The organism is Paraburkholderia tagetis (genome assembly GCF_022213065.1).
GTDB lineage: Bacteria > Pseudomonadota > Gammaproteobacteria > Burkholderiales > Burkholderiaceae > Paraburkholderia > Paraburkholderia tagetis.
The window spans coordinates 23,289-43,971 of the sequence record NZ_JAKLJA010000004.1; the positions used below are offsets into that span (position 1 = coordinate 23,289).

Below are 20,683 nucleotides of genomic sequence, written 5' to 3' on the forward strand. Positions count from 1 at the left end.
GAGCGCGGCGCGCGGATATGCGCGCGAAGGCACGCAGCGCCAGGGGGCGGCGGGGCGGGATGGGCCAAATGGCGGTACACTCCGGTTCCAAACTTCAATCCGGCCTTCGGCCGGTTTATGCCAGTCATTTGTTCCAGATCATGCCTACGCTTCAAGAGCCGTCCTGCGCCGACGGCGACAACGCCAACGAATGCGTCGTGCTTGACGCGGCCGCCACGCTGCCCACCCGTTACGGCACGTTCGAGTCCTATGTCTACCGGGTCAAGGACGGCGGCGCCGAGCACGTCGCGCTCGTGATGGGCGACGTGGGGGGCGGCGAGCCCGTGCTCGCGCGCCTGCACTCCGAATGCCTGACCGGCGACGTGTTCGGTTCGTACCGCTGCGACTGCGGCGAGCAACTCGACCTCGCGCTGCGCTACATCGCGGCCGAGGGGCGCGGCGTGCTGCTGTACCTGCGCGGCCACGAGGGCCGGGGTATCGGCCTGTCGAACAAGATCCGCGCCTACCAGCTACAGCAGCAGGGGCGCGACACCGTCGAGGCGAATCTCGACCTGGGCTTGCCCGACGACGCGCGCGAATACGACTCGGCGGCGGCGATCCTGCGGCTGTTGAAGGTCACGTCGGTGCGGCTGATGAGCAATAACCCGAAAAAATTCGATACGCTCTCGAAGCACGGCATCCCCGTGATCGAGCGCGTCGCGCTGGCGATCCCGATGCGCGAGGAAAACGAACGTTATATCCGCACCAAGCAGGTGAAGTTTGGGCATTACTTTGAAGAGAATGAATAGTCAGGATTGCTATTCGGATGAATGCCGGTCTCAGCGTTTAGATGGCTGAAAAATAAGCGTTTTCTAGAATTTCATAGCGGGACGGTAACTGCCTCTTCGCATATCCGAAAAAATAATGAACAAAAGTAATATTCGGATTGGTGATGAGCGGGCAGATTTGCTAGATTTATTCTAAGTAACTGATTTAAAACGGCGTTCTGTTGGAGTGCAAGCGCTGGGTCGATTAGCCTCCGCTTATCTTTCTCGGTGTGAGTCGGCGATGCTGGCGTAGGTTTTTCCCCTGTTGGGAGCGAACCTACGCCATGTGTCTTTCTCCGCGAAAAACCTGCGCCGGGAATCGACAACCCTTCGCGCACCGCCGCGATGTCAACCGCCCGAAAGAGTGATCTGATTGCCATGCTTCTCGGCATGGACCAGTTCAATGAACTCGCGTTGCGCTTGAGTTTGACTTTAACCACCTGGCGCTATGCAAATGCGCTCGCGCACCACCGGCCTGACGCTTTTAGTGTGTTTGCACAGGCTTCTGCTTCCGGAAGCGCTTTTCGATTCCATGTCGGCCGCAATCACTTGCACGTTTGCATGGGTCAAGCGGAGAAATAGCGCTCTATAACGATAGGAATACTTATCGTAATGGCGATGTCGTGCTTCATTTTTTGCGTCAAACTTTGAATTCGTTGCCCGCAGCGATGGCGTTCCACGGCTCGCTGGTGGGTGGCTTCCATGACGTCCGGCGGGTTGCAATGAAACCCGTTATGGAAAGGGACAGCGTCTGGACGAGCGCGGTCCGCTCGATACGCCGATGCGGTGTTTTGAGCAGCGGCATTCAGCTCAAGTGATCGGTCTCCACCAAGGCGCGTTCAACGTACCCCAGTATAATGAGTATCGACCTTTTCTCTGCGGGAGATCCGACTCTTGTCGAGCGTTGCGAAACTGCTGTCTATCCTCGAACTGTTCAAGGAGGATCGCTCGTTCCTCTCTGTTGAGGAGGTTGCCACCGAACTGTCGTGCTCGGTGCCCACTGCATACCGTTATCTGCGGGAACTGGTCGAGCCCGGGATGCTGCTGCGCTTCGCTGGCGGAGAGTATGGACTCGGTCCGCGGATCATCACGCTCGACTATCACCTGCGTATCTCCGATCCTCTCCTGAAGGCGGGCCAGCCCGTCATGCGCGAGATGGCCGGGCAATTGGGATTCGATATCGTGATGTCGCGCTGGTATGGCGACGCGCTGGTCGACACGCATCGGGAAACACTCGACGCAACGCTCGACCTACGCTACGGACGCGGCCGGCCACGCCCGCTTTTTCTGGGCGCGGCGCCGAAGGCGATTCTCTCGACATTCCCCAAGGCCAAGCTCGCGACGCTGTTTGAAGCGTATCCGGAGGAGATCGCTGCGGGCGGTCTCGGCGACTCGCTCGAAGCGTTTCGCGCGAATCTGCTGAAGATCCGGCGCGCGGGTTTTTATCTCTCGCGAGGCGAGTTGGAGGCCGGCGTGTGCGCGCTGGCTGCTCCCGTCTTCATCGACGATTCGGGCGAGGCGGTCGCTTCGCTCGCGGTCGTGGTGCCTGAGCACCGACTGGAATTTCTAAACGTCGACCGCCTGGTCGATGCTGTCAAGGATGGCGCAGCGCGCATTTCTGCGCGCACGCGCGTCTTGATCGAGTCCTGAAGGTTCGCCGTACGGCGAGGTTGCTCCGCCCATTTGGACGGAGCCTTACCCCGCCGTCGCTGCTCCTTCAAGCCGACTTCTGGCGTCGCCCGTCGCGGCCGCTTTCGTTGTCGCCGCTTGAATTGCCTGGCACGGTCAGCCCCATGCGTACGGCCATTTCACTTTTCCACTCCTCACGCGCACGAAACCCCGGCAGCGTGCGCGCATGCCGCTCTACGGTAGCCATCAGTTCGGCGTCCGGCAGAGAGAAGTCCAGCGGGACTCTCATCGGCTGATCTGCATACCAGGGCGTGTCGATGAACAGTTCGAGCCGGTTACCCTCTGGATCGCACGCGTAGAACGAAATGGCATTGCCATGCGTCACCGGTGAGATTTCCTCCATCTGCTCCTGCACGAAGCGTTGATGAAAGCGCTTGAGCGTGGAGAGGCTGTCTGCTTCGAACGATAGCTGATTGATCGGGTTGAAGGGCAGCGTCTCGGGCCGCCCGCTTGCCAGCACGATCTGGTGGTGAACGGCGGGGTCGCGGCTCAGGAACACAAGATCGACCGGGCCGCGCGGCGTCGTAAGCGTGCCGCGGTCCGTGACCGTGAACTCCAGCACCCGTGTGTAGAAGTCTTCCATCTTGGCCATGTCGTTAACGTAGAAGCCCATATGGCTAAGCGTCAGGCCCGATCGTTTGCTGCCCGGCAGTGTCATGTCGTCTCCTCATGATAAACCCTGGTAAAAAACGCGTTGTGCGGCGCGTTTTTCTTAGTGTATTCTCAAAATACGATAAACGCACGAGAAATTGCGTCTGCCGGTCTTGGGAAAATTCTTACCTTTATCAATGGAGCATCATGAAACTTGCGAGCTTTTCCACCCCTGAGGGTCCGTCGTTCGGCGTCGTGCGCGATCAGTCCGTGTACGACTTGCGCAAGCGTCTGGACGGCTGCCATGCCGATCTGAAGTCGCTAATCGCAGCGGGCGACCTTGCCCGGGCGCAGCGAGTTACCGACGACGAACATGGCGACTACCCGCTCGCCGAGGTGGTACTCGAGCCGGTAATCCCCAATCCTCAGCAGATCTTCTGCGTCGGCCTGAATTACGCGGAGCACGTCCGGGAAACGAACCGCGAGACAACCGAGCAGCCGGTCATCTTCATGCGCCTGCCGGCCTCGCAGGTGGGCGCGGGGCAGCCGATGCTGCGTCCGCGCGAGTCGGCTCAGTTCGACTACGAAGGCGAGATCGCAGTAATCATCGGCCGCGGTGGCCGCCGCATTGCCGAGGCTGATGCATGGGCGCACATCGCAGGTTACAGCTGCTACAACGATGGCTCGATTCGCGACTGGCAGCGCCACACGGGGCAGTGGGGCCCTGGCAAGAACTTCTGGCGCACCGGTGCGTTCGGCCCGTGGATGGTCACGAGCGACGAAATCGAGCCGAGCGCGCTCATGACACTCGTCACGCGCCTGAACGGCCAGGAAGTGCAGCGTGCGACCACGGACATGCTGATCCACGGCATTGCGAAGCAGGTCGCCTATCTCTCGACCTTCACACCGCTCTTTCCCGGCGACGTCATCGTCACGGGCACGCCTGGTGGTGTCGGGGCCAAGCGCAATCCGCCGCTCTTCATGAAAGCCGGCGACCGCGTTGAAGTTGAGGTAGACCGAATCGGCACGCTCGTCAACCCGATCGCCGACGAAGTCTGAACGCCTGGCGCTGCTTGCGGGCGGCGCTGTCAATCCATGATTCAGGTGAACGAAATGAAGGATCTTGTCGAAGCTCCGGCGCGAGGCGCGCCGGACTACGACGTCGCGATCGTCGGCTACGGTCCGACGGGCGCGACGCTCGCTAATTTGCTCGCGCTACGTGGAATGAAAGTTGTCGTCTTCGAGCGCGACAAGGACATGTTCGCACTACCGCGCGCCGTACATTTCGACGGCGAGTGCATGCGCGTGTTCCAGACCATCGGTATTGCAGAAGCGTTGTTGCCGAACCTGTGCGTTGCCCCGGGCATGCGCTTCGTCAACGCCCGCGATGAATTACTGCTGGACTGGAGCCGCCCGCAGGGCATCGGCCCACAGGGCTGGTGCGCGAGCTACAAGTTCCACCAGCCCGACCTCGAGCGGACATTGCGCGCGCAGCTCGCGACAACGGGGCGTGCTGACGTTCGGCTACGCCATGAAGTTTTCGCGCTCGACGAACGCGACGACCATGTCCGCATCCGCTTCGAAGACACCGCGCATGGCCGTCTCGTACACACGACAGCGCGCTACGTGGTGGGATGCGACGGCGCGCGCTCCATGGTGCGCCGTTTCATTGGCACCGAGCTTGCCGATCTGAAATCGCATGAGCGCTGGGTCGTGGTCGACGTGCTGCTCGAGCGCGAGCGCCCCGATCTTGGCGACTACTCGGTTCAGTACTGCGATCCGGCCCGCCCGATCACATACACGCGCGGCCCGCACAACCGGCGGCGCTGGGAAATCATGGTGATGCCGGGCGACGACGAGCGCGGTATCGGCACCACTGCGTGGATATGGGAGCGCCTCGCGCGCTGGGTGACGCCGGCCGATGCGCAACTCGAACGCTCGGCGGTCTACACGTTTCACTCGGTGATCGCGCAAGGCTGGCGGCGCGGCCGCCTGCTGATCGCCGGGGATGCGGCTCACCAGACGCCGCCTTTCATGGGGCAGGGCATGGCCGCAGGCATTCGCGACGCGTCGAACCTTGCGTGGAAGCTCGCCGACGTGATTCGGGGCGAGCTGCCCGAAACCGTGCTCGACAGCTACGAGAGCGAACGCGCGCCGCACGTGCGCGAATTTATCGAAACGGCCGTGCAGTTGGGTCGCGTGATCCAGACGACCGACCAGGATGCCGTTGCCGCGCGAGACCGCGAGATGACGACCGCCATCCGCGAGTTCAGGACGCCACAGCCGCGCCTGGGTGTCGGCTGGCACGTCGGCGAGCCCGGCGGCCATGTCGGGCCGCAGCCGGTTTTCGGCGATGGCGCGCGGTTCGATGACGCGGTCGGTTATCGCTTTGCGCTTGTTGTCGACGCCTCGATGGCGGACCAGGTGCGCGCCCCCTTGAGCGCGGAGCAGCGCGAACGAGTCGCGGTCGTGGCGGCGAGCGGCGAAGTGCTGCAGGCGTGGCTCGACGCGCAGGCCGCGCGTGCGATCCTGCTGCGTCCAGACCGATATGTGGGCGGCGTCGCCCATGATTTTGCCGGGGTCGTGCGGTTGCTCGCGCATGCCGGCCTCGAAGTTGCAGGACAACGGTCGCAGGCTGCCTGACCGACGGGCGGGCGCGAACCGGCCACACCGGTTCGCGCCCGTCTGGCGTGGACGCCGGAGGCAGATCCGGGATGTCGCACGAGCAGTCGCCAACCCACTTTGGAGAGAACATGGAGACGAAACCTTTGCGCATTGGCGCAGCGGGCGCTGCCGGCATGCCCGGCCTCAATCGCGCCCAGTGGAAAATGATCCTGATTGCGAGTCTGGGCGGATCGCTGGAGTTCTATGACTTCGTGATCTACGGGTTCTTTGCGCACTACATTGCGGCGCGCTTTTTCCCGTCCACGAATTCGCTCGTCAGCATGCTGCTGACTTTCTCGGTGCTGGCCATCGGCTACATCATTCGCCCGCTCGGGGGTATCGTGCTCAGCAGCCTCGGCGATCGAATCGGCCGCCGTCCGGTGTTCCTCGCGTCGATTGTGATTGTCACGTCGGCGACGATTTGCATCGGATTCCTGCCCGACTATGCAACCTGGGGTATGGCGGCGCCGGTCGCACTGATCGCGCTGCGCGTCCTGCAAGGCTTTTGCGTGGGAGGAGAGATGCCGGGCGCGATCACCTATGCCGTAGAGGCGGCGCCGCATCGTGCAGGGCTCGCGGCGGGCGTCATCATCTGCGCGGTCAACACAGGCGTAATGCTCGCAACGCTCGTCAACCTCGTTGTGCAATCGACGTTCTCGCCCGCTGAGGCCGCTGCGTACGGCTGGCGCATCGCGTTTCTGGTGGGCGGACTGTGCGGGATTGCCTCGTACCTGCTTCGGCGCAACCTTGAGGAGTCGCCCGAGTTCCTGCAGATGCGCGGTGCCGTGGTCAGGCAGCCGTTTCGCGAGACGCTGCGCCATCATCGCGGCGCGGTGGTGGCGGGTGCACTCTCCATTGCCGTCATGGCGGGCTTCAACGGCGTGCTGTACGGCCACATGCCGGCGTATCTCGTCCAGCGGCTGCACTACGTTCCGCGTGAAGCCGCAATTGCGCAGAACGCCTATCTGCTCGTGAGCTCGGTGGGCTTGCTCGCGGCCGGTTGGGCCGGCGATTTCGTGCCGCGCCGCTATCTTCTGCGCTTTTCGTGTGTCCTGCTGGCTGCGCTGGCTTACCCGTTCTACGCCGCGCTAGTCGAGCATAGCGTCAACCTCACGGTGCTCTTCGTACTCGCTGCGCTGGCTTTTTCGCTCGCGAGCGGCACATGGGCATCCGTGCTCGCGGACTTCTTTCCGGTGCAGGTGCGCTTTAGCGGCATCTCGCTCGCATACAACGTCTCGGTTGTCGTCTTCAGCGGCTTTGCTCCCCTCGTTTGCGCGGCACTCGATCGCGAGACCGGCTCGCTGGAGTCTCCGGCCTGGTATGTCGTTGGCTGCGCGCTCGTGACACTCGTTGCTGGCCTTCGACTGGGTGCGCCGGCACGTGTCGGGCAGCCGGAGTCCGGATTGACGGGGCCGGGATGATGTGCGGCTATCGCAGGTCGGCCAGATCAGCGGGCTGTACTCGTTCAACACCTTCTGGCGGCTCGGGGGCGAACTATCAGTACATGAAGGGCAACGCGCAGCTCGACCACAATCGGGCTCAACAGGTGACCACGACGCTCCAGTATTCGCTCTCCAAACGCACGATGGTCTATGCCGAGGCTGCGTACCAGTGGACCGGCGGCGATGTGGCGGGCGCACATGGTGCATGGGAAGGCGGCCTTGCTCAATCGAGCACCGATCGCCAGTTCGTTGGCCGTCTTGGCATGCAGACGTTCTTCCAGGGCCGCCGCGCTCCTGATCCCGTCGGCCCTGCCCGGCGATATGCCCACTCCATGGCTGACCGACCGGCGGGGCATCTGCCGCCGTCCGGCAGGCCGCGGCTATCAGCCCGTAGCCAGCGGCGCAGGTAGCGGTCGATTTGCGACGTCGACGGCTTCGTTGCGCGCCAATCCAAGCGTTTGCAGCAACGAGGCTGCTGCCCGCTCTGCAAATCGATCCTCCGTGAATCCTGCGAGCACCGACGCATCTCCGGGGGGAGTGCCGGGTGAGCTGACATGCAATTCAACCGCGGCGGCAGCGAGTACCGCGCCACCTACCGTGAGAACACTCATGAACGGGTCATCTGCTGAAAAGCGCTTGCAGGCAATTCCCTTCTGAATGTCTCTCAACAGCCGTGGACCCAGACCACGGTTCAGCGCCCGTGCAGACAATCCCTCGCGAATGAGAAAGCGGCCCCAGACGGGCTCCCGCTGGGCGCGGAGCAATGTGTGCCGTACGGAGACCGCGACAACTTCGGCGGGGTCGGTCAGTTCAGAGGTCAGTCGATCCAGGTTGTCGGCGAATTCCTCGAATACCCAGTCCGACAAGGCAGCGTGAATAGCTTCTTTCGACTCGAAGTGGTTATAGAACGATCCCAACCCGACATCCGCCGCTTCGGTAATTTCATTGATCGCGACACCTTCCATCCCTTTCTCGGCCATTAGCCGAAGGGCAGCGCTGAGCAGGCGCAGCCTCGTTTCCCGCTTGCGGCGCGCCCCACGCGGCTCGCGCGCCGCCGGCACGCCTGTTTCGGGCGTTGCATCTCGTAGTTCCGTGTTGCTGGCAGGGTTCGACATGGCGATCGGATAGTTCGGTCAGGGTTCGAGTGTACGTTCGATTATCATAATTGACAAAATATTCAGTTATGAGTTTAATGTCAGTACGGCCGCTGAACATAGCGCGGCGCGTACAAAATGGAGACGGATCGGTGGTGACGACGAATTCAGGGGGCGACGTCCTCGCGCAAGGCGGCAACGATGAGGGTCTGCGTGGCGAGCCGGCAGACCTGCCGTCGAGTGTCGACGTCCTGGTGGTAGGCTGCGGTCCCGTCGGTGCGACGGCCGCGAATCTTCTGGCGCGCGATGGCGTGCGCGTGCTTGTCATCGACAAGGCGACTGAAATTTTTACGGCGCCGCGCGCGATCGCGCTGGACAACGAGGCGCTGCGGATCCTTCAGCTCGCGGGCATCGGTGACAAGGATTTCGACACGATTGCCATACCGTATGTGCGCATGCGCTCACCGTGGCTCGGCGAGTTTGGCAGGGTCAACACGCTTGGAAGCGTGGACGGTCACCCGAAACTCGTCACGTTTTACCAGCCCGAACTGGAGCGCTCGTTGCGTGCGCGTCTGGCCGCGTGCGAGACGGCGAAGACTGCGCTGGGCGTCACGTTGTTATCGCTGGACGACCAGGGCGATCATGTTGTTGCATCGCTCGATATCGGGCGCCAGACCCCGTACAACGTCAGGGCGACCTACGTCGTGGGTGCCGATGGGGCGAGCTCGCTCGTCCGTCAGTTGATCGGTCAGACCTTCGAGGGCAAGACATTTACCGAAGACTGGCTGATCGTAGACGCCAGCCACGTTCGTGATCCGATCGACCACGTCGAATTCATCTGCGACCATCGGCGCCCGACGCCGCACATGGTGGCGCCCGGCGCGCGCGAGCGCTGGGAATTCATGCTTCGGCCTGGCGAGACGCGCGAAGAGATGGAGTCCGACGCGCGCATACGCAAGATGCTGGCGCCGTGGGGTGGCATCGAGGCGATGACGATCGAGCGGAAAGCGGTGTATCGCTTCCATGCAAGAACGGTGAAGGCGTTTAGCAAAGGGCGCGTGTTTCTCGCTGGCGACGCCGCGCACATTACCCCGCCTTTCGTCGGACAGGGCCTCGTCGCCGGGTTGCGCGATGCGTCGAATCTTTGCTGGAAACTGGCCTGCGTGGTTCAGGGTCGCGCTGCGCCGCGGATCCTCGATACCTACGATCAGGAGCGTCGCCCTCACGTGAAGGCAATGATCGGCCTCGCGAAGTTCATGGGCCGGCTCGTTATGCCGCGCAACGCCGGCGTCGCCTTGCTGACGCACGGCCTCATGAAACTCGCGCGACTTGTTCCACGGTTTCGTGCGCACTTCGATGAGCTTGGCATGAAGCCGAAAAACGTTTTTCGCAGGGGCCTGTTCGTCAAATGTGTGAAGTCAAGAATGGTACGTGGCGCTGTTATCCCGCAAGGCTGGGTGCGTGATCGCGAAGGGCAGATCCGGCTGAGCGACGACGTGCTTGGTACGCGCCTCGTACTGGCGGGATTCGGACTGGATGCGGGTGCTGCGCTCGATGCCACGACCCGAACAGCGTGGACAAGCGCCGGAGGGGCGATTGTCCAGTTCGTGCATCGCGGGCAGAAATTGCACCGTGCCGAGACTGCCTGCTGGGAGGATCTCGATGGCGTGTTCATGCCTCGAGCCGTGCCATTCGGCTGGGCCGCTGTTGTTCGTCCCGACAAGACCATTCTTCACGACGGCCCCATATCTGATGTTAGCCGTCTCGTGCGCGAGGCTCTGCAGTTGCTAGGCGCGCCAGGCGAATCGTCAGATCCAGTTCTCCAGTTCGTATCACCGTCTGCCTGAGGTCCCGTATGAAACTTGCCACCGCGCAACCGGTGCGTCACCCGAGCCCGACGACAAAAGCAACGGCGCTCGCCTACCTGGTGTTCGAGCGCCCCGATCTCGAAAAAGCAGAAGGATTCCTCAACGATTTCGGCCTGAGAACGGTATCGGTGGACGGTGAGTCGTTGTTCCTCAGAGGCACCGCTGCGACGCCGTTCTGCTACGTTGTGCGGCAGGCCGAGAAGCCCCGGTTTGTCGGATTCGGTCTGTCAGTCGATGGTTTGCCCGCGCTGGAAAAGCTGACCAGAGTTGCTGGCGCGTCCGATATCGAGAGTTCGCCGTGGCCTGGCGGCGGTCATCGCGTGCGGCTGGTAGATCCGTCCGGTTTTCGCGTCGACGCGATTGCCGGGCAGTCGCCGGTAAGTGGACTGCCGCACCGGCCACCGCTGTCTTTCAACTCGGTGGACTCGGTCGTGCGCGTGAACGGCACGCAGCGCCCGCCGGCGGACGCGCCCGAAGTCATCCGCCTCGGACACGTGGTGCTGGAGGTCGCGGACTACCAGGCCACCAGCGCCTGGTACACCCGCCACTTCGGGTTCATTCCGAGCGACGTCCAGGTGCTGCCCGACGGCTCGCCGGCGGTCGCCTTCATGCGGCTCGATCGGGGCAGCGAGCCGGCCGACCACCATACGCTCGCGCTCGCCCAGGGGTTCGCGCCGGTGTTCAGCCACTGCGCGTTTGAGCTGGTCGATGCCGACGCGGTCGGCGTCGGGCAGCGCGTGCTGCGTGAGCGCGGCTGGGCTCATGCCTGGGGCATCGGCCGGCACATCCTCGGCAGCCAGGTCTTCGACTACTGGCAGGACCCGTGGGGCGACAAGCACGAACACTATTGCGACGGCGACCTGTTCACCGTCGACATGCCCACCGGCGTGCACGCTGTCAGCCGCGAAGCGATGGCGCAGTGGGGCCCCACGATGCCGCGCAGCTTCACGAAGCCGAAGCTCACTCCATCCAGCGTCGCAGCCCTTGTGCGCAACCTGCGCAGCAGCCCGGACCTCACGCTCGCGAAGCTGCGCACGCTCGCGAAGCTTTTTGCATGACACCAACCTGTCGAAGGAAGATTGAGGCGCAATCATGGCACTGCACGTTTTGCACTACAGATATGACGGCCGCGCACGATGGGGCGTGGTCAGAAACCGCCGGATCACGCCGGTGCCGGGCGAGTTCGGGACGACGGGAGAGTTCGTGCGGGCGTGCCGGCCTGGCGAACTGGCGGCACTCACGGGCGCCACGATTGCCGAGTCGGAGGTCGAGTGGCTGTCGCCCATCACGCATAACCAGCAGTTCGTCTGCCAAGGCGCGAACTACCGGCAACACATGATCGAGTCGGGCATGGACCCCGACGCGAAGGGCTTCAACATGCTCTTCACGAAGGCGCCCGGCTGCATCGTGCCAGCCAATTCGGATCTGGTCCGGCCGGGCCACGTACGCTTTCTCGACTATGAGATCGAGCTGGGCCTCGTCATCAGGCGTGACATCCGGGACCGGGAGACCATCACGGAGCGCAACCTTCATGAGTACGTTGCCGGCGCGGTGATCGTCAACGACTATTCCGCGCGTGACATCCAGATTCCCCAGATGCAGTTCTACAAGGGCAAGAGCTACCGGACCTTCGGCCCGGTGGGTCCCTATCTCTGCCTGCTCGAGCCACGCGACATCGCCCAGCTGCGGGACCTGCAACTGACACTGACGGTCAATGGCGAGGTACGCCAGCGGGATTCGACCGCGAATCTAGTTCATGGCCCCGCCGAGACGCTCACGGAGATCTCCGGCGTGCACGACTTGCATGCGGGCGATTTGCTGGCGACAGGAACGCCGTCCGGATGCGCGCTGAGCATTCCGTCGCCGGCGAAGCAGCGCTTTGCCGCGTTGCTGCCCGAGCACATGAAATGGCGGCTGTTCACGAAGGTGCAGGCGGGCAGGAGCCAGTATCTGAAGACCGGCGATATCGTGGAGTCGCGCATCGCGAGCCGCGACGGGACGATTGATCTCGGGGTGCAGCGCAACCGGGTTGTGGACGAGGTCGTATGAGCGCAATTGCTACCGAGGCCGATGTCCTGGCAATCGAGACGCAGGGCCCGCCGCCGGACTTGCCGGCGAGTACCTACGAGATGATCTGCCGCGGCGCCGCGATCGATCCGACCGCGCCGGCGCTGTCGTTCTTCCTGCGCGCCGACGAGCATCGCCGTGCGCTGCGCTGGACCTATGCGGAGCTGCGCCGGGACATCACGCGGACCGCGAACCTGTTCACGCGCCTGGGCATCGAGCGTCAGTCAGTGGTCGCCTATGTACTGCCCAATTTGCCCGAAACGCATTTCGTGATCTGGGGCGGGGAAGCCGCCGGCATCGTCTGCGCAATCAACCCGCTGCTGGAAGGTGCGGCGATTGCGTCGTTGCTCAGGGCGTCCGGCGCAAAGGTGCTGGTCACGCTGGCGCCGTTTCCCGGCACCGACCTGTGGTCCAAGATCCAGGCGATCCTGCCACAGATCCCGTCCCTGCAGCACCTCGTTCTCGTCGATCTCGCGGGCCACGTGCGTGGCTGGCGCGGCGTCGCCGCCCGGCTCATGCAGCGCCGTGAGTGCAGGCGGCTGCATGGCCGCGGGGGTGTGCGCGGCGCCGTCCCCGCGCAGATCGACATCCACGACTTCTCCCGTGCGATGGCGCGTGAGTCGGGCAGAGAGCTGATGGGCCAGCGCCGGATCGAGGCAGGGGACATCTCGTCGTACTTCTGTACAGGCGGGACAACGGGCCTGCCAAAGCTTGCCCGGCGCCTGCATGGCAACGAGGTCGCCAACGCGTGGAGCGTGGGGCAGGTCTTCGGCCCTGACATCGGGCCCGGGAAAACCATCTTCTGCGGGCTGCCGCTGTTCCATGTGAATGCAGTTCTGGCGACCGGCCTTGTGCCGTTCTCGCGGGGCGCGCACGTCGTGGTGGGTACGCCGCAGGGCTATCGCGGCGAGGGTGTGGTCGGGCGCTTCTGGGAAATCGTCGAACACCACCGGATCAACTTCTTCAGCGCGGTGCCCACGCTGTACTCGGCACTGCTCGACGTTCCGGTCGGCGGTCGCGACATCAGCTCGCTGGAGTACGGACTGTGCGGCGCGGCGCCGATGCCGGTGGAGGTGTTCCGGACCTTCCAGGAGCGCACGGGTGTGCGCATCCTCGAAGGCTACGGGCTGACCGAAGGGGCGTGCGTGAGCAGCATCAACCCGCCGATGGGCGAGCGCAGGCTGGGTTCGATCGGCGTGCGGGTGCCGGGGCAGGACATGAAGACCGTCGTCCTCGACGAAGCGGGGCATTACGCACGTGACTGCGGGGAAGACGAGGTGGGGCTGCTGGTGATCTCGGGGCCGAACGTGTTTGCGGGCTATATGGAAGCCGCCCAGAACAGCGGTCTCTGGCTGGACCTGGGGGACGACAGGAGGTGGCTGAATACCGGCGATCTCGCGCGGCGCGATGCCGACGGGTACTTCTGGCTGACGGGGCGTCGCAAGGAGCTGATCATCCGGGGCGGACACAACATCGACCCGGCGACGATCGAGGAGCCGCTGCACCGGCATCCTGCCGTGCAGATCGCAGCGGCGATCGGACGTCCGGACGCGCACGCGGGGGAACTGCCGGTAGCCTATGTGCAGCTTAAGCCCGGGGCGAGCACGACAGAGGCGGAGCTGGACGCGTTCATACGCGGATCGATTGGCGAGCGGGCGGCGTTGCCCAAGCGCATCCATATCGTCGACAAGATCCCGCTGACGGCCGTGGGAAAGATCTTCAAGCCCGAGCTGAAACAGCGGGAACTTCTTGACGCTTTACACACGGCCCTATCTGCGGGCGGCGTTAAAGGCGCGCGAGTGTCTCTTGGCGACGACGCTTCCAGGGGGATGTCGCTACAAGTGGAAGTTGCTCTTGTTGCGGATCGCGATCAGGTAAGCAGCATTCTCGGCCGGTTTCCGTACACGTTTTCAGTTTTGCTGTCATCGGCTGGCCGCGCGACATCGACTCAATAAGAGCTTGGCAAGCGATGAGCATCACTATTCGCAGTGCAAATATTTTGCATAACTAACGTAGCTGGAGGAGACATGAAAGGCCGATTGAAGATATCGATGCTATCCGTCGTAGCGATGAGTGTCGGGGCAGGACTCGCGGTGCAAAACGCCCATGCACAGGCCAGTGGCAGCGTAAGCGTCGGGGTAGGCTGGCTGCATATCATGCCGCAGGGCCAATCAGGCCAGACCGTCGTTGAAAGTGTTGCTGGCATGCCGGTCAACCAGGCGATCAGCGGCACCGGCGCGCATGTCGGTGCATCTGACGCAGCGAGCTTTGAGGCCGAATACTATGTAACGGACCACTTCGGGGTAGCCTTTCTCGCTGGATCGCCGTTCACAAGCGATCTGATCGGCAATGGTACTCTGAGCAGGTACGGTGTGATTGGCAAGGCCAAGCCGATGGCTCCGGTCCTGGAGGCACGCTATCACTTCTTCGCGGCCGACGCACGGTTCAGGCCATATGTTGCGCTGGGGGTCAATTACACGTGGTATTCGGATACGCGCCTGACAAACAATGATTTCGTTGCGTCCAGCTTTGGGCCTGGCAGTTCGACACGTGCGACGCTGAGCACCTCATGGAATCCAACGGTATCCCTTGGGGCGACCTACGCGATCACGAAGCACTGGTCGGCTGGCTTTGCAGTGACTTATATCCCGCTGACAACGACTCTCACCACCTATGCGAGAACTGCTGCCGCAACGGAAATCGTTAGCAAAACGAAGATCCGGATCAATCCGCTGATTACGCTGCTTAACGTGTCCTATACATTCTAGGCGGGGCGACCCTGCGCCAATCAATTTGTCGGTTTTTCCGCGTTCAGGTGCATGCATACGATGCACCTTGACAAGCACTATTCCCCGTGTGGCGATGAACTCCGCGCAGCGCAGGACGCGCTTGCAGGCACTGCGAACGGTAATCGACGCCGCGCGGGGTGCTCGCCGTCGGGCGACAGCCCCCCGCCGGGGACGATGCCGTGCACGTGCGGATTATGCGTGAGCGCAGAGCCCCAAGTGTGCAGCACGAGTGTGGCGCCGATCTGCGCGCCGAGATGCCGGGGATCGGCGGCGATCGTGCGCAGCGATCGCTAGCAGAAATTGCGAACTACAACGCCTGTGCAGTTCGAACACCTTCGTCGGACGAGAACGTTAAGGGTTTGTCCCAGTGCCTTCCCGTCGGCAAGAATTTGTATGATGACCGTATGACATGGCAAATGTGTTGAATATGTTCGAGAAAATTCCCAACAAGGCGTTGAGCGATACGGTCGCCCAGCAACTGCTCACGCAGATCGACAAGGGCGCGTTCGCCCGCGGCGCCAAGCTGCCCACGGAGGCCGTGCTTGCGCAGGAGTTCGGCGTGAGCCGCACAGTGATCCGCGAGGCGATCTCGCGCCTGAAGAACGAAGGTGTGGTCGAGCCGCGGCAGGGCAGCGGCGTGTATGTGTCCGTTCACGGCGCGATCCGGCCGTTGCGGATCGACTATGCGGAGGCAATGGAAGGGGGCTCGGTGCTGCAGATCCTCGCGGTGCGCCGCGCGATCGAAGCGGAGGTCGCGGCGGAGGCCGCGATGCGCCGCACCGACGCCGACATGATGGCGATCGACGCTGCGCTCGGGAAGATCGACGAAGCGGTGGCCGAGGGCCGCGACGGCGTCGCGGAAGACATCGCGTTTCATCGCGCGATCGCGGCCGTGACCGGCAATCCGTATTTCATGAAGACCCTCACGTTCCTTAACCAGTACCTCGAAGCGGGCACCATCGTGACGCGCCGCAACGAGGCGCTGCGCGAGGACTTCTCGCGTCAGGTGCGCGACGAGCATGCGGCGATCGCGGCGGCGATTCGCGCAGGCGACCCGATGTCCGCGCGCAATGCAGCGCAGACGCACATGTACAACGCAGCGCGCCGGCTTGCACAAGCGGGTATCTGTTGAGCCGAAGATGCGCTGGCTCGCGGCAAGCGCGGGCCGTCGTCTGAAGCATGGTTCGTAGAGGAAAAGTATGTCCAGAAATGTCGGAGTGATCGGTCTTGGTGCGATGGGAATGGGCGTCGCGCGTTCGCTGCTGCGTGGCGGGTTCAATGTCCATGCATGCGATGTCCGCCGCGAAACGCTCGACCAGTTCGTCGCGCACGGCGGCAAGGCCTGCGCGAGCCCCGCCGACCTCGGTGCGCAATGCGATATCGTCGTCACGCTCGTCGTCAATGCCGCGCAGACGGAAACGGTGCTGTTCGGCGAGCAGGGCGCGGTCAAGGCCATGAAGCCGGGCGGCGTAGTCATCGCATGTGCGACCGTTGCGCCCGAGTTCGCGATCGAGCTGGGCCGCCGCGTGGAAGCGGCGGGCCTGCAGATGCTCGACGCACCTGTGTCGGGCGGCGCGGCGCGCGCGGCATCGGGCGAGATGACGATGATGACGTCCGGCCCCGCTGCCGCTTACACCGCATGCGAAGACGTGCTCGCTGCGATGGCGGGCAAGGTGTATCGCCTGGGCGCACAGCATGGCGTGGGCTCGAAGGTGAAGATCATCAACCAGCTGCTCGCGGGCGTGCATATCGCCGCCGCCGCCGAAGCGATGGCGCTCGGTTTGCGCGAAGGCGTCGACCCTGACGCGCTCTACGACGTCATCACGCACAGCGCGGGCAACTCGTGGATGTTCGAGAACCGCGTGCCGCACATCCTCAACGGCGACTACACGCCGCTGTCGGCCGTCGATATCTTCGTCAAGGATCTCGGCCTCGTGCTCGATACCGCACGCCGCTCGAAGTTTCCGCTGCCGTTGTCGGCGGCGGCGCATCAGATGTTCATGATGGCATCGACGGCGGGCCATGGCGGCGAAGACGATTCCGCCGTGATCAAGATTTTCCCCGGCATTGATGTTCCCGCGAAGCGATGAGCGAGAGGAGCCAACCAACCATGACGACCTCCTCGACCTCTGCCGGCAAGCCCTTGCTCGGCTGCATCGCCGACGATTTCACGGGTGCGACCGATCTCGCGAACATGCTCGTGCGCGGTGGTATGCGCACGGTTCAGACGATCGGCGTGCCCGCCGCAGACACGCGCATCGAAGCCGACGCGCTGGTGGTCGCGTTGAAATCGCGCACGGTAGAGGCCGCCGATGCCGTCGCGCAGTCGCTGGCCGCGCTCGAATGGCTGCGCGCACAGGGTTGCCGCCAGTTTTTCTTCAAGTACTGCTCAACGTTCGATTCGACCGACGCGGGCAACATTGGCCCCGTCTCGGACGTGCTGCTAGACGCGCTGTACGCATCCGGCTGCACGCCATTTACGATCGCGTGTCCCGCGTTTCCGGAGAATGGCCGCACGATTTATCGTGGGCACTTGTTCGTCGGCGATGTGCCGCTGAACGAGTCGGGAATGGAGAACCATCCTCTGACACCGATGACGGACGCGAACCTCGTGCGCGTGCTGCAGCGGCAGACGCGATCGAAGGTGGGCCTCGTGCGCTACGACGCTGTTGCGCAAGGCGCAGACGCGGTGCGCGCGTCGTTCGATGCCTTGAAGCGCGACGGCGTGCGCATGGCGATCGCCGATGCCATATCGGATGCCGATCTCTACGTGCTCGGCGAAGCATGCGCCGACCTGCCGCTGATCACCGGCGGCTCGGGTGTTGCGCTCGGCTTGCCCGCGAATTTCCTGCGTGCCGGTTTGCTCGACCACGCCAGGGATGCGGGCGAACTGCCGCGTATCGAAGGCACGTGCGCGGTGCTGGCTGGCAGTGCATCGAAGGCGACGAACGCGCAGGTCGCCGCGTGGCGTGACACGCGACCCGCGTTCCGGATCGATCCGATGGCTGTCGCTCGCGGTGAGCCCGTCGTCGAGCAGGCGCTGTCGTTTGCGCGCGAGCACGCGGATGCGGCCCAGCCGCAAGCCGTGCTGATCTATGCAACCGCTTCGCCGGAGGAAGTGAAGGCCACGCAACGCGAACTCGGCGTGACGCAAGCTGGGCATCTCGTTGAACGCACGCTCGCTTCCATTGCGCGCGGCCTGTACGAGCACGGCGCGCGCAAGTTCGTCGTCGCGGGCGGCGAGACGTCGGGTGCGGTCGTACAGGCGCTCGGTGTTCAGATGCTGCGCATCGGCAAGCAAATCGATCCGGGCGTACCGGCAACCGCGGCCATCGGCGATGCGCCGCTCGCACTCGCGCTCAAATCGGGCAACTTCGGCGCTGTCGACTTCTTCGCAAAGGCGCTGCGTCATCTGAGCGGGGGCGCGTAATGAACACGGCCGCGTCAGCCGCGATCCGCACCAGCCGCGAATCGGAGATCCGCGAAGAAATCTGCGTGACGGGGGCGAGCCTCTACGAACGCGGCTATACCGTCGGCAGCGCTGGCAACATCAGCGCACGTCTTGACGACGGGTGGCTGATCACGCCGACAGACGCCTGTCTCGGCCGGCTCGATCCCGCGCAGATCGCCAAGGTCGATCTTGCGGGCAATGCGGTGTCGGGTGGCAAGCCGTCGAAGACGCTCGCGCTGCATCGCGGCGTCTACGAGCGCAATCGCGAAGCGCGCGGCATTGTGCACACGCATTCGACGCATCTCGTCGCACTGACGCTCGCCGGTGTATGGAGCGAAGCCGATGTGCTGCCGCCCATCACGCCGTATTACGTGATGAAGGTCGGTCACATTCCGTTGATTGGCTACCGGCGCCCAGGAGACCCGCAAGTCGCGCAGGAGGTGGCGGCCATCGCGGACCGCGTGCGCGGCGTGCTGCTCGAACGACTCGGACCGGTGGTGTGGGAGCGCTCGGTATCACACGCGTCGTATGTGCTCGAGGAACTCGAAGAGACGGCGCGCCTGTGGCTGATGACGACGCCGCGCCCTTCACCGCTTGACGTCGCGGCGCTTGAAGAATTGCGCACGGCGTTCGGCGCGCGCTGGTAGCGCATATCGCACGCGCCATCGAGATTCAAAGCGTCCACCCAGATTGGTCTATCCGTATCACCCAACCAGGCAAAAAAAGCCGGAGGACCACCCGACATGATGCGGGCGGCCAGCAACCGGCCTCATTCACAAGGAGACAGCGCATGACAGCTTATCAGGCGGCATCTGTTCGCCCTGCAACATCGGCCGACGCGGCGAGCCAACCCGGCGCCGCGGAAATCGAACGCACCTACAGCAAAGTGTTTTGGCGCATCGTGCCGTTTCTGATGCTGTGCTACGTGGTTGCGTATCTGGACCGTGTCAATGTCGGCTTTGCAAAACTCCAGATGTCGCAGGATCTCGCCTTCAGCGAGACCGTGTTCGGGTTCGGTGCCGGGGTGTTTTTTATTGGCTATTTTTTATTCGAACTGCCAAGCAATATTCTCATGCATCGTCTTGGCGCGCGCATCTGGATTGCACGCATCATGATCACGTGGGGCATTCTTTCCGGGCTCTTCGTGTTTGTGCGGACGCCGGGCCAGTTTTATGCACTGCGTTTTCTGCTCGGCCTCGCCGAAGCCGGGTTTTATCCCGGTGTGATCCTGTACCTGACTTACTGGTTTCCGTCGCATCGGCGCGCGAAGATCATCGCGGTGTTCATGTCGGCCATTCCAGTGTCGGGCATCGTCGGCAATCCGCTGTCGGGCTGGATCATGCAGATGTTCGATTCGCATCATGGCTTCGCCGGCTGGCAGTGGATGTTCGTGATCGAAGCGGTGCCCGCGATTGCAATCGGGATCGCGACAATCCTCTATCTCGACAACGGCATTGCAAGCGCGAAATGGCTCACATCGCGTGAGAAGCAACTGCTCTCCGATGAAATTGCCGCGCAGCCGCAGGAAAAAGCAAAGTCACATTCGCTTAGCGCGGTGTTTCGCGATTCGCGCACGTGGTGGATGTCGCTGATCTACTTCGCGTTCGTCACAGGCCAATACGGACTCACGTTCTGGATGCCCACGCTCATCAAGTCGACGGGTGTGACGGGCGCATTCGAAATTGGCCTTTTGAGTGCGATTCCCTTTTTCGTCGCTATCGTCGTGATGAACGTGATGGGCCGCAGCGCCGACCAGCACCGCGAACGCCGCTGGCATTTGATCGGCCCCGCGCTCGCGGGTGCACTTGGCTTTACGATCGCCGCATCGTTTGCCCACAACACGGTCGTGTCGATCGCATTCCTGTCGATTGCGGCAGCGGGCGTGCTGACCTGTGCGCCGCTTTTCTGGTCGCTGCCGACGGCGTTCATGTCGGGCGCGACTGCGGCGGCGGGCATTGCGATCATCAATTCGGTCGGCAATCTCGCGGGGTTCGCGAGCCCATACATGATTGGCTATCTCAAGGACGTCACGCACAGCACGCAGTCCGGCATGTACGTGCTCGCCGCAATGCTCGTGGTTGGCGCGCTCGCTGTCTGGCTGACGCCCGCGCGGCTCGTGAACCGCTAGATCCGCTAGATCCGCAATCGAAGGCCGGATGCCTTGCGCGTGCGGCCAACGCTCGATAGCGGCCGTTTTACATGGGACCGGAGCGGGGCGCCCC

General features: G+C 63.3%; 19 protein-coding genes and 1 pseudogene. 16 read left to right on the forward strand and 4 right to left on the reverse strand.

What is annotated here, in order from left to right; translation table 11 throughout:
* Positions 1 to 140: 140 nt before the first annotated feature.
* On the forward strand, positions 141 to 788 hold the full coding sequence (gene ribA / locus L5014_RS07185) for a GTP cyclohydrolase II (RefSeq protein WP_238462896.1): 648 nt from the start codon (positions 141 to 143) through the stop codon (positions 786 to 788).
* A 658-nt stretch (positions 789 to 1,446) separates the two neighbouring features.
* On the opposite strand, the gene L5014_RS07190 is transcribed toward ribA, so the two are convergent.
* A complete protein-coding gene (locus L5014_RS07190; protein ID WP_238462897.1) occupies positions 1,447 to 1,611 on the reverse strand; it encodes a hypothetical protein in 165 nt (54 codons plus the stop codon).
* An 89-nt stretch (positions 1,612 to 1,700) separates the two neighbouring features.
* On the opposite strand from L5014_RS07190, the gene L5014_RS07195 reads away from it, so the two are divergent.
* Complete coding sequence (locus L5014_RS07195) at positions 1,701 to 2,456, forward strand: IclR family transcriptional regulator (RefSeq protein WP_238462898.1); 756 nt, start codon at positions 1,701 to 1,703, stop codon at positions 2,454 to 2,456.
* A gap of 67 nt (positions 2,457 to 2,523) precedes the next feature.
* On the opposite strand, the gene L5014_RS07200 is transcribed toward L5014_RS07195, so the two are convergent.
* A complete protein-coding gene (locus L5014_RS07200) occupies positions 2,524 to 3,153 on the reverse strand; it encodes a VOC family protein (RefSeq protein ID WP_238462899.1) in 630 nt (209 codons plus the stop codon).
* 140 nt (positions 3,154 to 3,293) lie between these two features.
* On the opposite strand from L5014_RS07200, the gene L5014_RS07205 reads away from it, so the two are divergent.
* The 4 genes from L5014_RS07205 to L5014_RS38990 all read left to right on the forward strand — a co-directional run bounded on the left by L5014_RS07205 (position 3,294) and on the right by L5014_RS38990 (position 7,602).
* Positions 3,294 to 4,145, forward strand: coding sequence for a fumarylacetoacetate hydrolase family protein (locus L5014_RS07205; protein WP_238462900.1), 852 nt, complete (start codon positions 3,294 to 3,296; stop codon positions 4,143 to 4,145).
* Positions 4,146 to 4,199: 54 nt separating this feature from the next.
* Positions 4,200 to 5,729, forward strand: a complete 1,530-nt coding sequence (gene mhpA / locus L5014_RS07210; RefSeq protein WP_238462901.1) for a bifunctional 3-(3-hydroxy-phenyl)propionate/3-hydroxycinnamic acid hydroxylase MhpA — start codon at positions 4,200 to 4,202, stop codon at positions 5,727 to 5,729.
* Between the two features lie 110 nt (positions 5,730 to 5,839).
* A complete protein-coding gene (locus L5014_RS07215; RefSeq protein WP_238462902.1) occupies positions 5,840 to 7,171 on the forward strand; it encodes an MFS transporter in 1,332 nt (443 codons plus the stop codon).
* A gap of 83 nt (positions 7,172 to 7,254) precedes the next feature.
* The gene (locus tag L5014_RS38990) at positions 7,255 to 7,602 is read left to right on the forward strand and encodes a porin family protein (RefSeq protein WP_238462903.1); all 348 of its coding nucleotides are present in this window, start codon (positions 7,255 to 7,257) and stop codon (positions 7,600 to 7,602) included.
* On the opposite strand, the gene L5014_RS07225 is transcribed toward L5014_RS38990, so the two are convergent.
* A complete protein-coding gene (locus L5014_RS07225; protein WP_238462904.1) occupies positions 7,576 to 8,307 on the reverse strand; it encodes a TetR/AcrR family transcriptional regulator in 732 nt (243 codons plus the stop codon). The two genes, L5014_RS38990 and L5014_RS07225, sit on opposite strands and share 27 nt — an antisense overlap.
* 77 nt (positions 8,308 to 8,384) lie before the next feature.
* On the opposite strand from L5014_RS07225, the gene L5014_RS07230 reads away from it, so the two are divergent.
* The 5 genes from L5014_RS07230 to L5014_RS07250 all read left to right on the forward strand — a co-directional run bounded on the left by L5014_RS07230 (position 8,385) and on the right by L5014_RS07250 (position 14,989).
* On the forward strand, positions 8,385 to 10,133 hold the full coding sequence (locus L5014_RS07230) for a bifunctional 3-(3-hydroxy-phenyl)propionate/3-hydroxycinnamic acid hydroxylase (protein WP_420800034.1): 1,749 nt from the start codon (positions 8,385 to 8,387) through the stop codon (positions 10,131 to 10,133).
* An 8-nt stretch (positions 10,134 to 10,141) separates the two neighbouring features.
* Entirely contained in the window at positions 10,142 to 11,212 is a 1,071-nt protein-coding gene (locus tag L5014_RS07235) for a VOC family protein (protein ID WP_238462906.1), read from the forward strand.
* A gap of 34 nt (positions 11,213 to 11,246) precedes the next feature.
* Entirely contained in the window at positions 11,247 to 12,203 is a 957-nt protein-coding gene (locus tag L5014_RS07240; protein ID WP_238462907.1) for a fumarylacetoacetate hydrolase family protein, read from the forward strand.
* The gene (locus L5014_RS07245) at positions 12,200 to 14,176 is read left to right on the forward strand and encodes an acyl-CoA synthetase (RefSeq protein ID WP_238462908.1); all 1,977 of its coding nucleotides are present in this window, start codon (positions 12,200 to 12,202) and stop codon (positions 14,174 to 14,176) included. The genes L5014_RS07240 and L5014_RS07245 overlap by 4 nt, the downstream gene beginning before the upstream one ends.
* 72 nt (positions 14,177 to 14,248) lie before the next feature.
* Positions 14,249 to 14,989 (forward strand): OmpW/AlkL family protein, encoded by a 741-nt coding sequence (locus L5014_RS07250; protein ID WP_238462909.1) that lies wholly within the window; start codon positions 14,249 to 14,251, stop codon positions 14,987 to 14,989.
* A gap of 125 nt (positions 14,990 to 15,114) precedes the next feature.
* Here the strand turns inward: L5014_RS07250 and L5014_RS07255 are convergent.
* Positions 15,115 to 15,297 (reverse strand): annotated as a pseudogene (locus L5014_RS07255) (transposase); the annotation flags it as partial.
* Between the two features lie 140 nt (positions 15,298 to 15,437).
* Between L5014_RS07255 and L5014_RS07260 the strand changes: the two are divergent.
* The 5 genes from L5014_RS07260 (at position 15,438) to L5014_RS07280 (ending at position 20,589) form a co-directional block, all read left to right on the forward strand.
* Complete coding sequence (locus L5014_RS07260; RefSeq protein WP_238463179.1) at positions 15,438 to 16,142, forward strand: FadR/GntR family transcriptional regulator; 705 nt, start codon at positions 15,438 to 15,440, stop codon at positions 16,140 to 16,142.
* Positions 16,143 to 16,209: 67 nt separating this feature from the next.
* Positions 16,210 to 17,100, forward strand: a complete 891-nt coding sequence (ltnD, locus tag L5014_RS07265) for an L-threonate dehydrogenase (RefSeq protein WP_238462910.1) — start codon at positions 16,210 to 16,212, stop codon at positions 17,098 to 17,100.
* Between the two features lie 20 nt (positions 17,101 to 17,120).
* Positions 17,121 to 18,440: a 3-oxo-tetronate kinase gene (gene otnK, locus L5014_RS07270; protein ID WP_238462911.1), complete on the forward strand. Its 1,320-nt coding sequence runs from the start codon at positions 17,121 to 17,123 to the stop codon at positions 18,438 to 18,440.
* On the forward strand, positions 18,440 to 19,108 hold the full coding sequence (gene otnC, locus L5014_RS07275; RefSeq protein WP_238462912.1) for a 3-oxo-tetronate 4-phosphate decarboxylase: 669 nt from the start codon (positions 18,440 to 18,442) through the stop codon (positions 19,106 to 19,108). The genes otnK and otnC overlap by 1 nt, the downstream gene beginning before the upstream one ends.
* Positions 19,109 to 19,251: 143 nt before the next feature.
* The gene (locus tag L5014_RS07280) at positions 19,252 to 20,589 is read left to right on the forward strand and encodes an MFS transporter (protein WP_238462913.1); all 1,338 of its coding nucleotides are present in this window, start codon (positions 19,252 to 19,254) and stop codon (positions 20,587 to 20,589) included.
* Positions 20,590 to 20,683: the final 94 nt, after the last annotated feature.

Excerpts from the sequence above, each read along its gene's own strand:
- ribA (WP_238462896.1), top strand. The coding sequence starts at position 141 with ATGCCTACGCTTCAAGAGCCGTCCTGCGCCGACGGCGACAACGCCAAC.
- L5014_RS07190 (WP_238462897.1), bottom strand. The coding sequence starts at position 1,611 with ATGCCGCTGCTCAAAACACCGCATCGGCGTATCGAGCGGACCGCGCTC.
- L5014_RS07200 (WP_238462899.1), bottom strand. The coding sequence starts at position 3,153 with ATGACACTGCCGGGCAGCAAACGATCGGGCCTGACGCTTAGCCATATG.
- L5014_RS07205 (WP_238462900.1), top strand. The coding sequence starts at position 3,294 with ATGAAACTTGCGAGCTTTTCCACCCCTGAGGGTCCGTCGTTCGGCGTC.
- mhpA (WP_238462901.1), top strand. The coding sequence starts at position 4,200 with ATGAAGGATCTTGTCGAAGCTCCGGCGCGAGGCGCGCCGGACTACGAC.
- L5014_RS07215 (WP_238462902.1), top strand. The coding sequence starts at position 5,840 with ATGGAGACGAAACCTTTGCGCATTGGCGCAGCGGGCGCTGCCGGCATG.
- L5014_RS38990 (WP_238462903.1), top strand. The coding sequence starts at position 7,255 with ATGAAGGGCAACGCGCAGCTCGACCACAATCGGGCTCAACAGGTGACC.
- L5014_RS07225 (WP_238462904.1), bottom strand. The coding sequence starts at position 8,307 with ATGTCGAACCCTGCCAGCAACACGGAACTACGAGATGCAACGCCCGAA.
- L5014_RS07230 (WP_420800034.1), top strand. The coding sequence starts at position 8,385 with ATGTCAGTACGGCCGCTGAACATAGCGCGGCGCGTACAAAATGGAGAC.
- L5014_RS07235 (WP_238462906.1), top strand. The coding sequence starts at position 10,142 with ATGAAACTTGCCACCGCGCAACCGGTGCGTCACCCGAGCCCGACGACA.
- L5014_RS07240 (WP_238462907.1), top strand. The coding sequence starts at position 11,247 with ATGGCACTGCACGTTTTGCACTACAGATATGACGGCCGCGCACGATGG.
- L5014_RS07245 (WP_238462908.1), top strand. The coding sequence starts at position 12,200 with ATGAGCGCAATTGCTACCGAGGCCGATGTCCTGGCAATCGAGACGCAG.
- L5014_RS07250 (WP_238462909.1), top strand. The coding sequence starts at position 14,249 with ATGAAAGGCCGATTGAAGATATCGATGCTATCCGTCGTAGCGATGAGT.
- L5014_RS07260 (WP_238463179.1), top strand. The coding sequence starts at position 15,438 with ATGTTCGAGAAAATTCCCAACAAGGCGTTGAGCGATACGGTCGCCCAG.
- ltnD (WP_238462910.1), top strand. The coding sequence starts at position 16,210 with ATGTCCAGAAATGTCGGAGTGATCGGTCTTGGTGCGATGGGAATGGGC.
- otnK (WP_238462911.1), top strand. The coding sequence starts at position 17,121 with ATGACGACCTCCTCGACCTCTGCCGGCAAGCCCTTGCTCGGCTGCATC.
- otnC (WP_238462912.1), top strand. The coding sequence starts at position 18,440 with ATGAACACGGCCGCGTCAGCCGCGATCCGCACCAGCCGCGAATCGGAG.
- L5014_RS07280 (WP_238462913.1), top strand. The coding sequence starts at position 19,252 with ATGACAGCTTATCAGGCGGCATCTGTTCGCCCTGCAACATCGGCCGAC.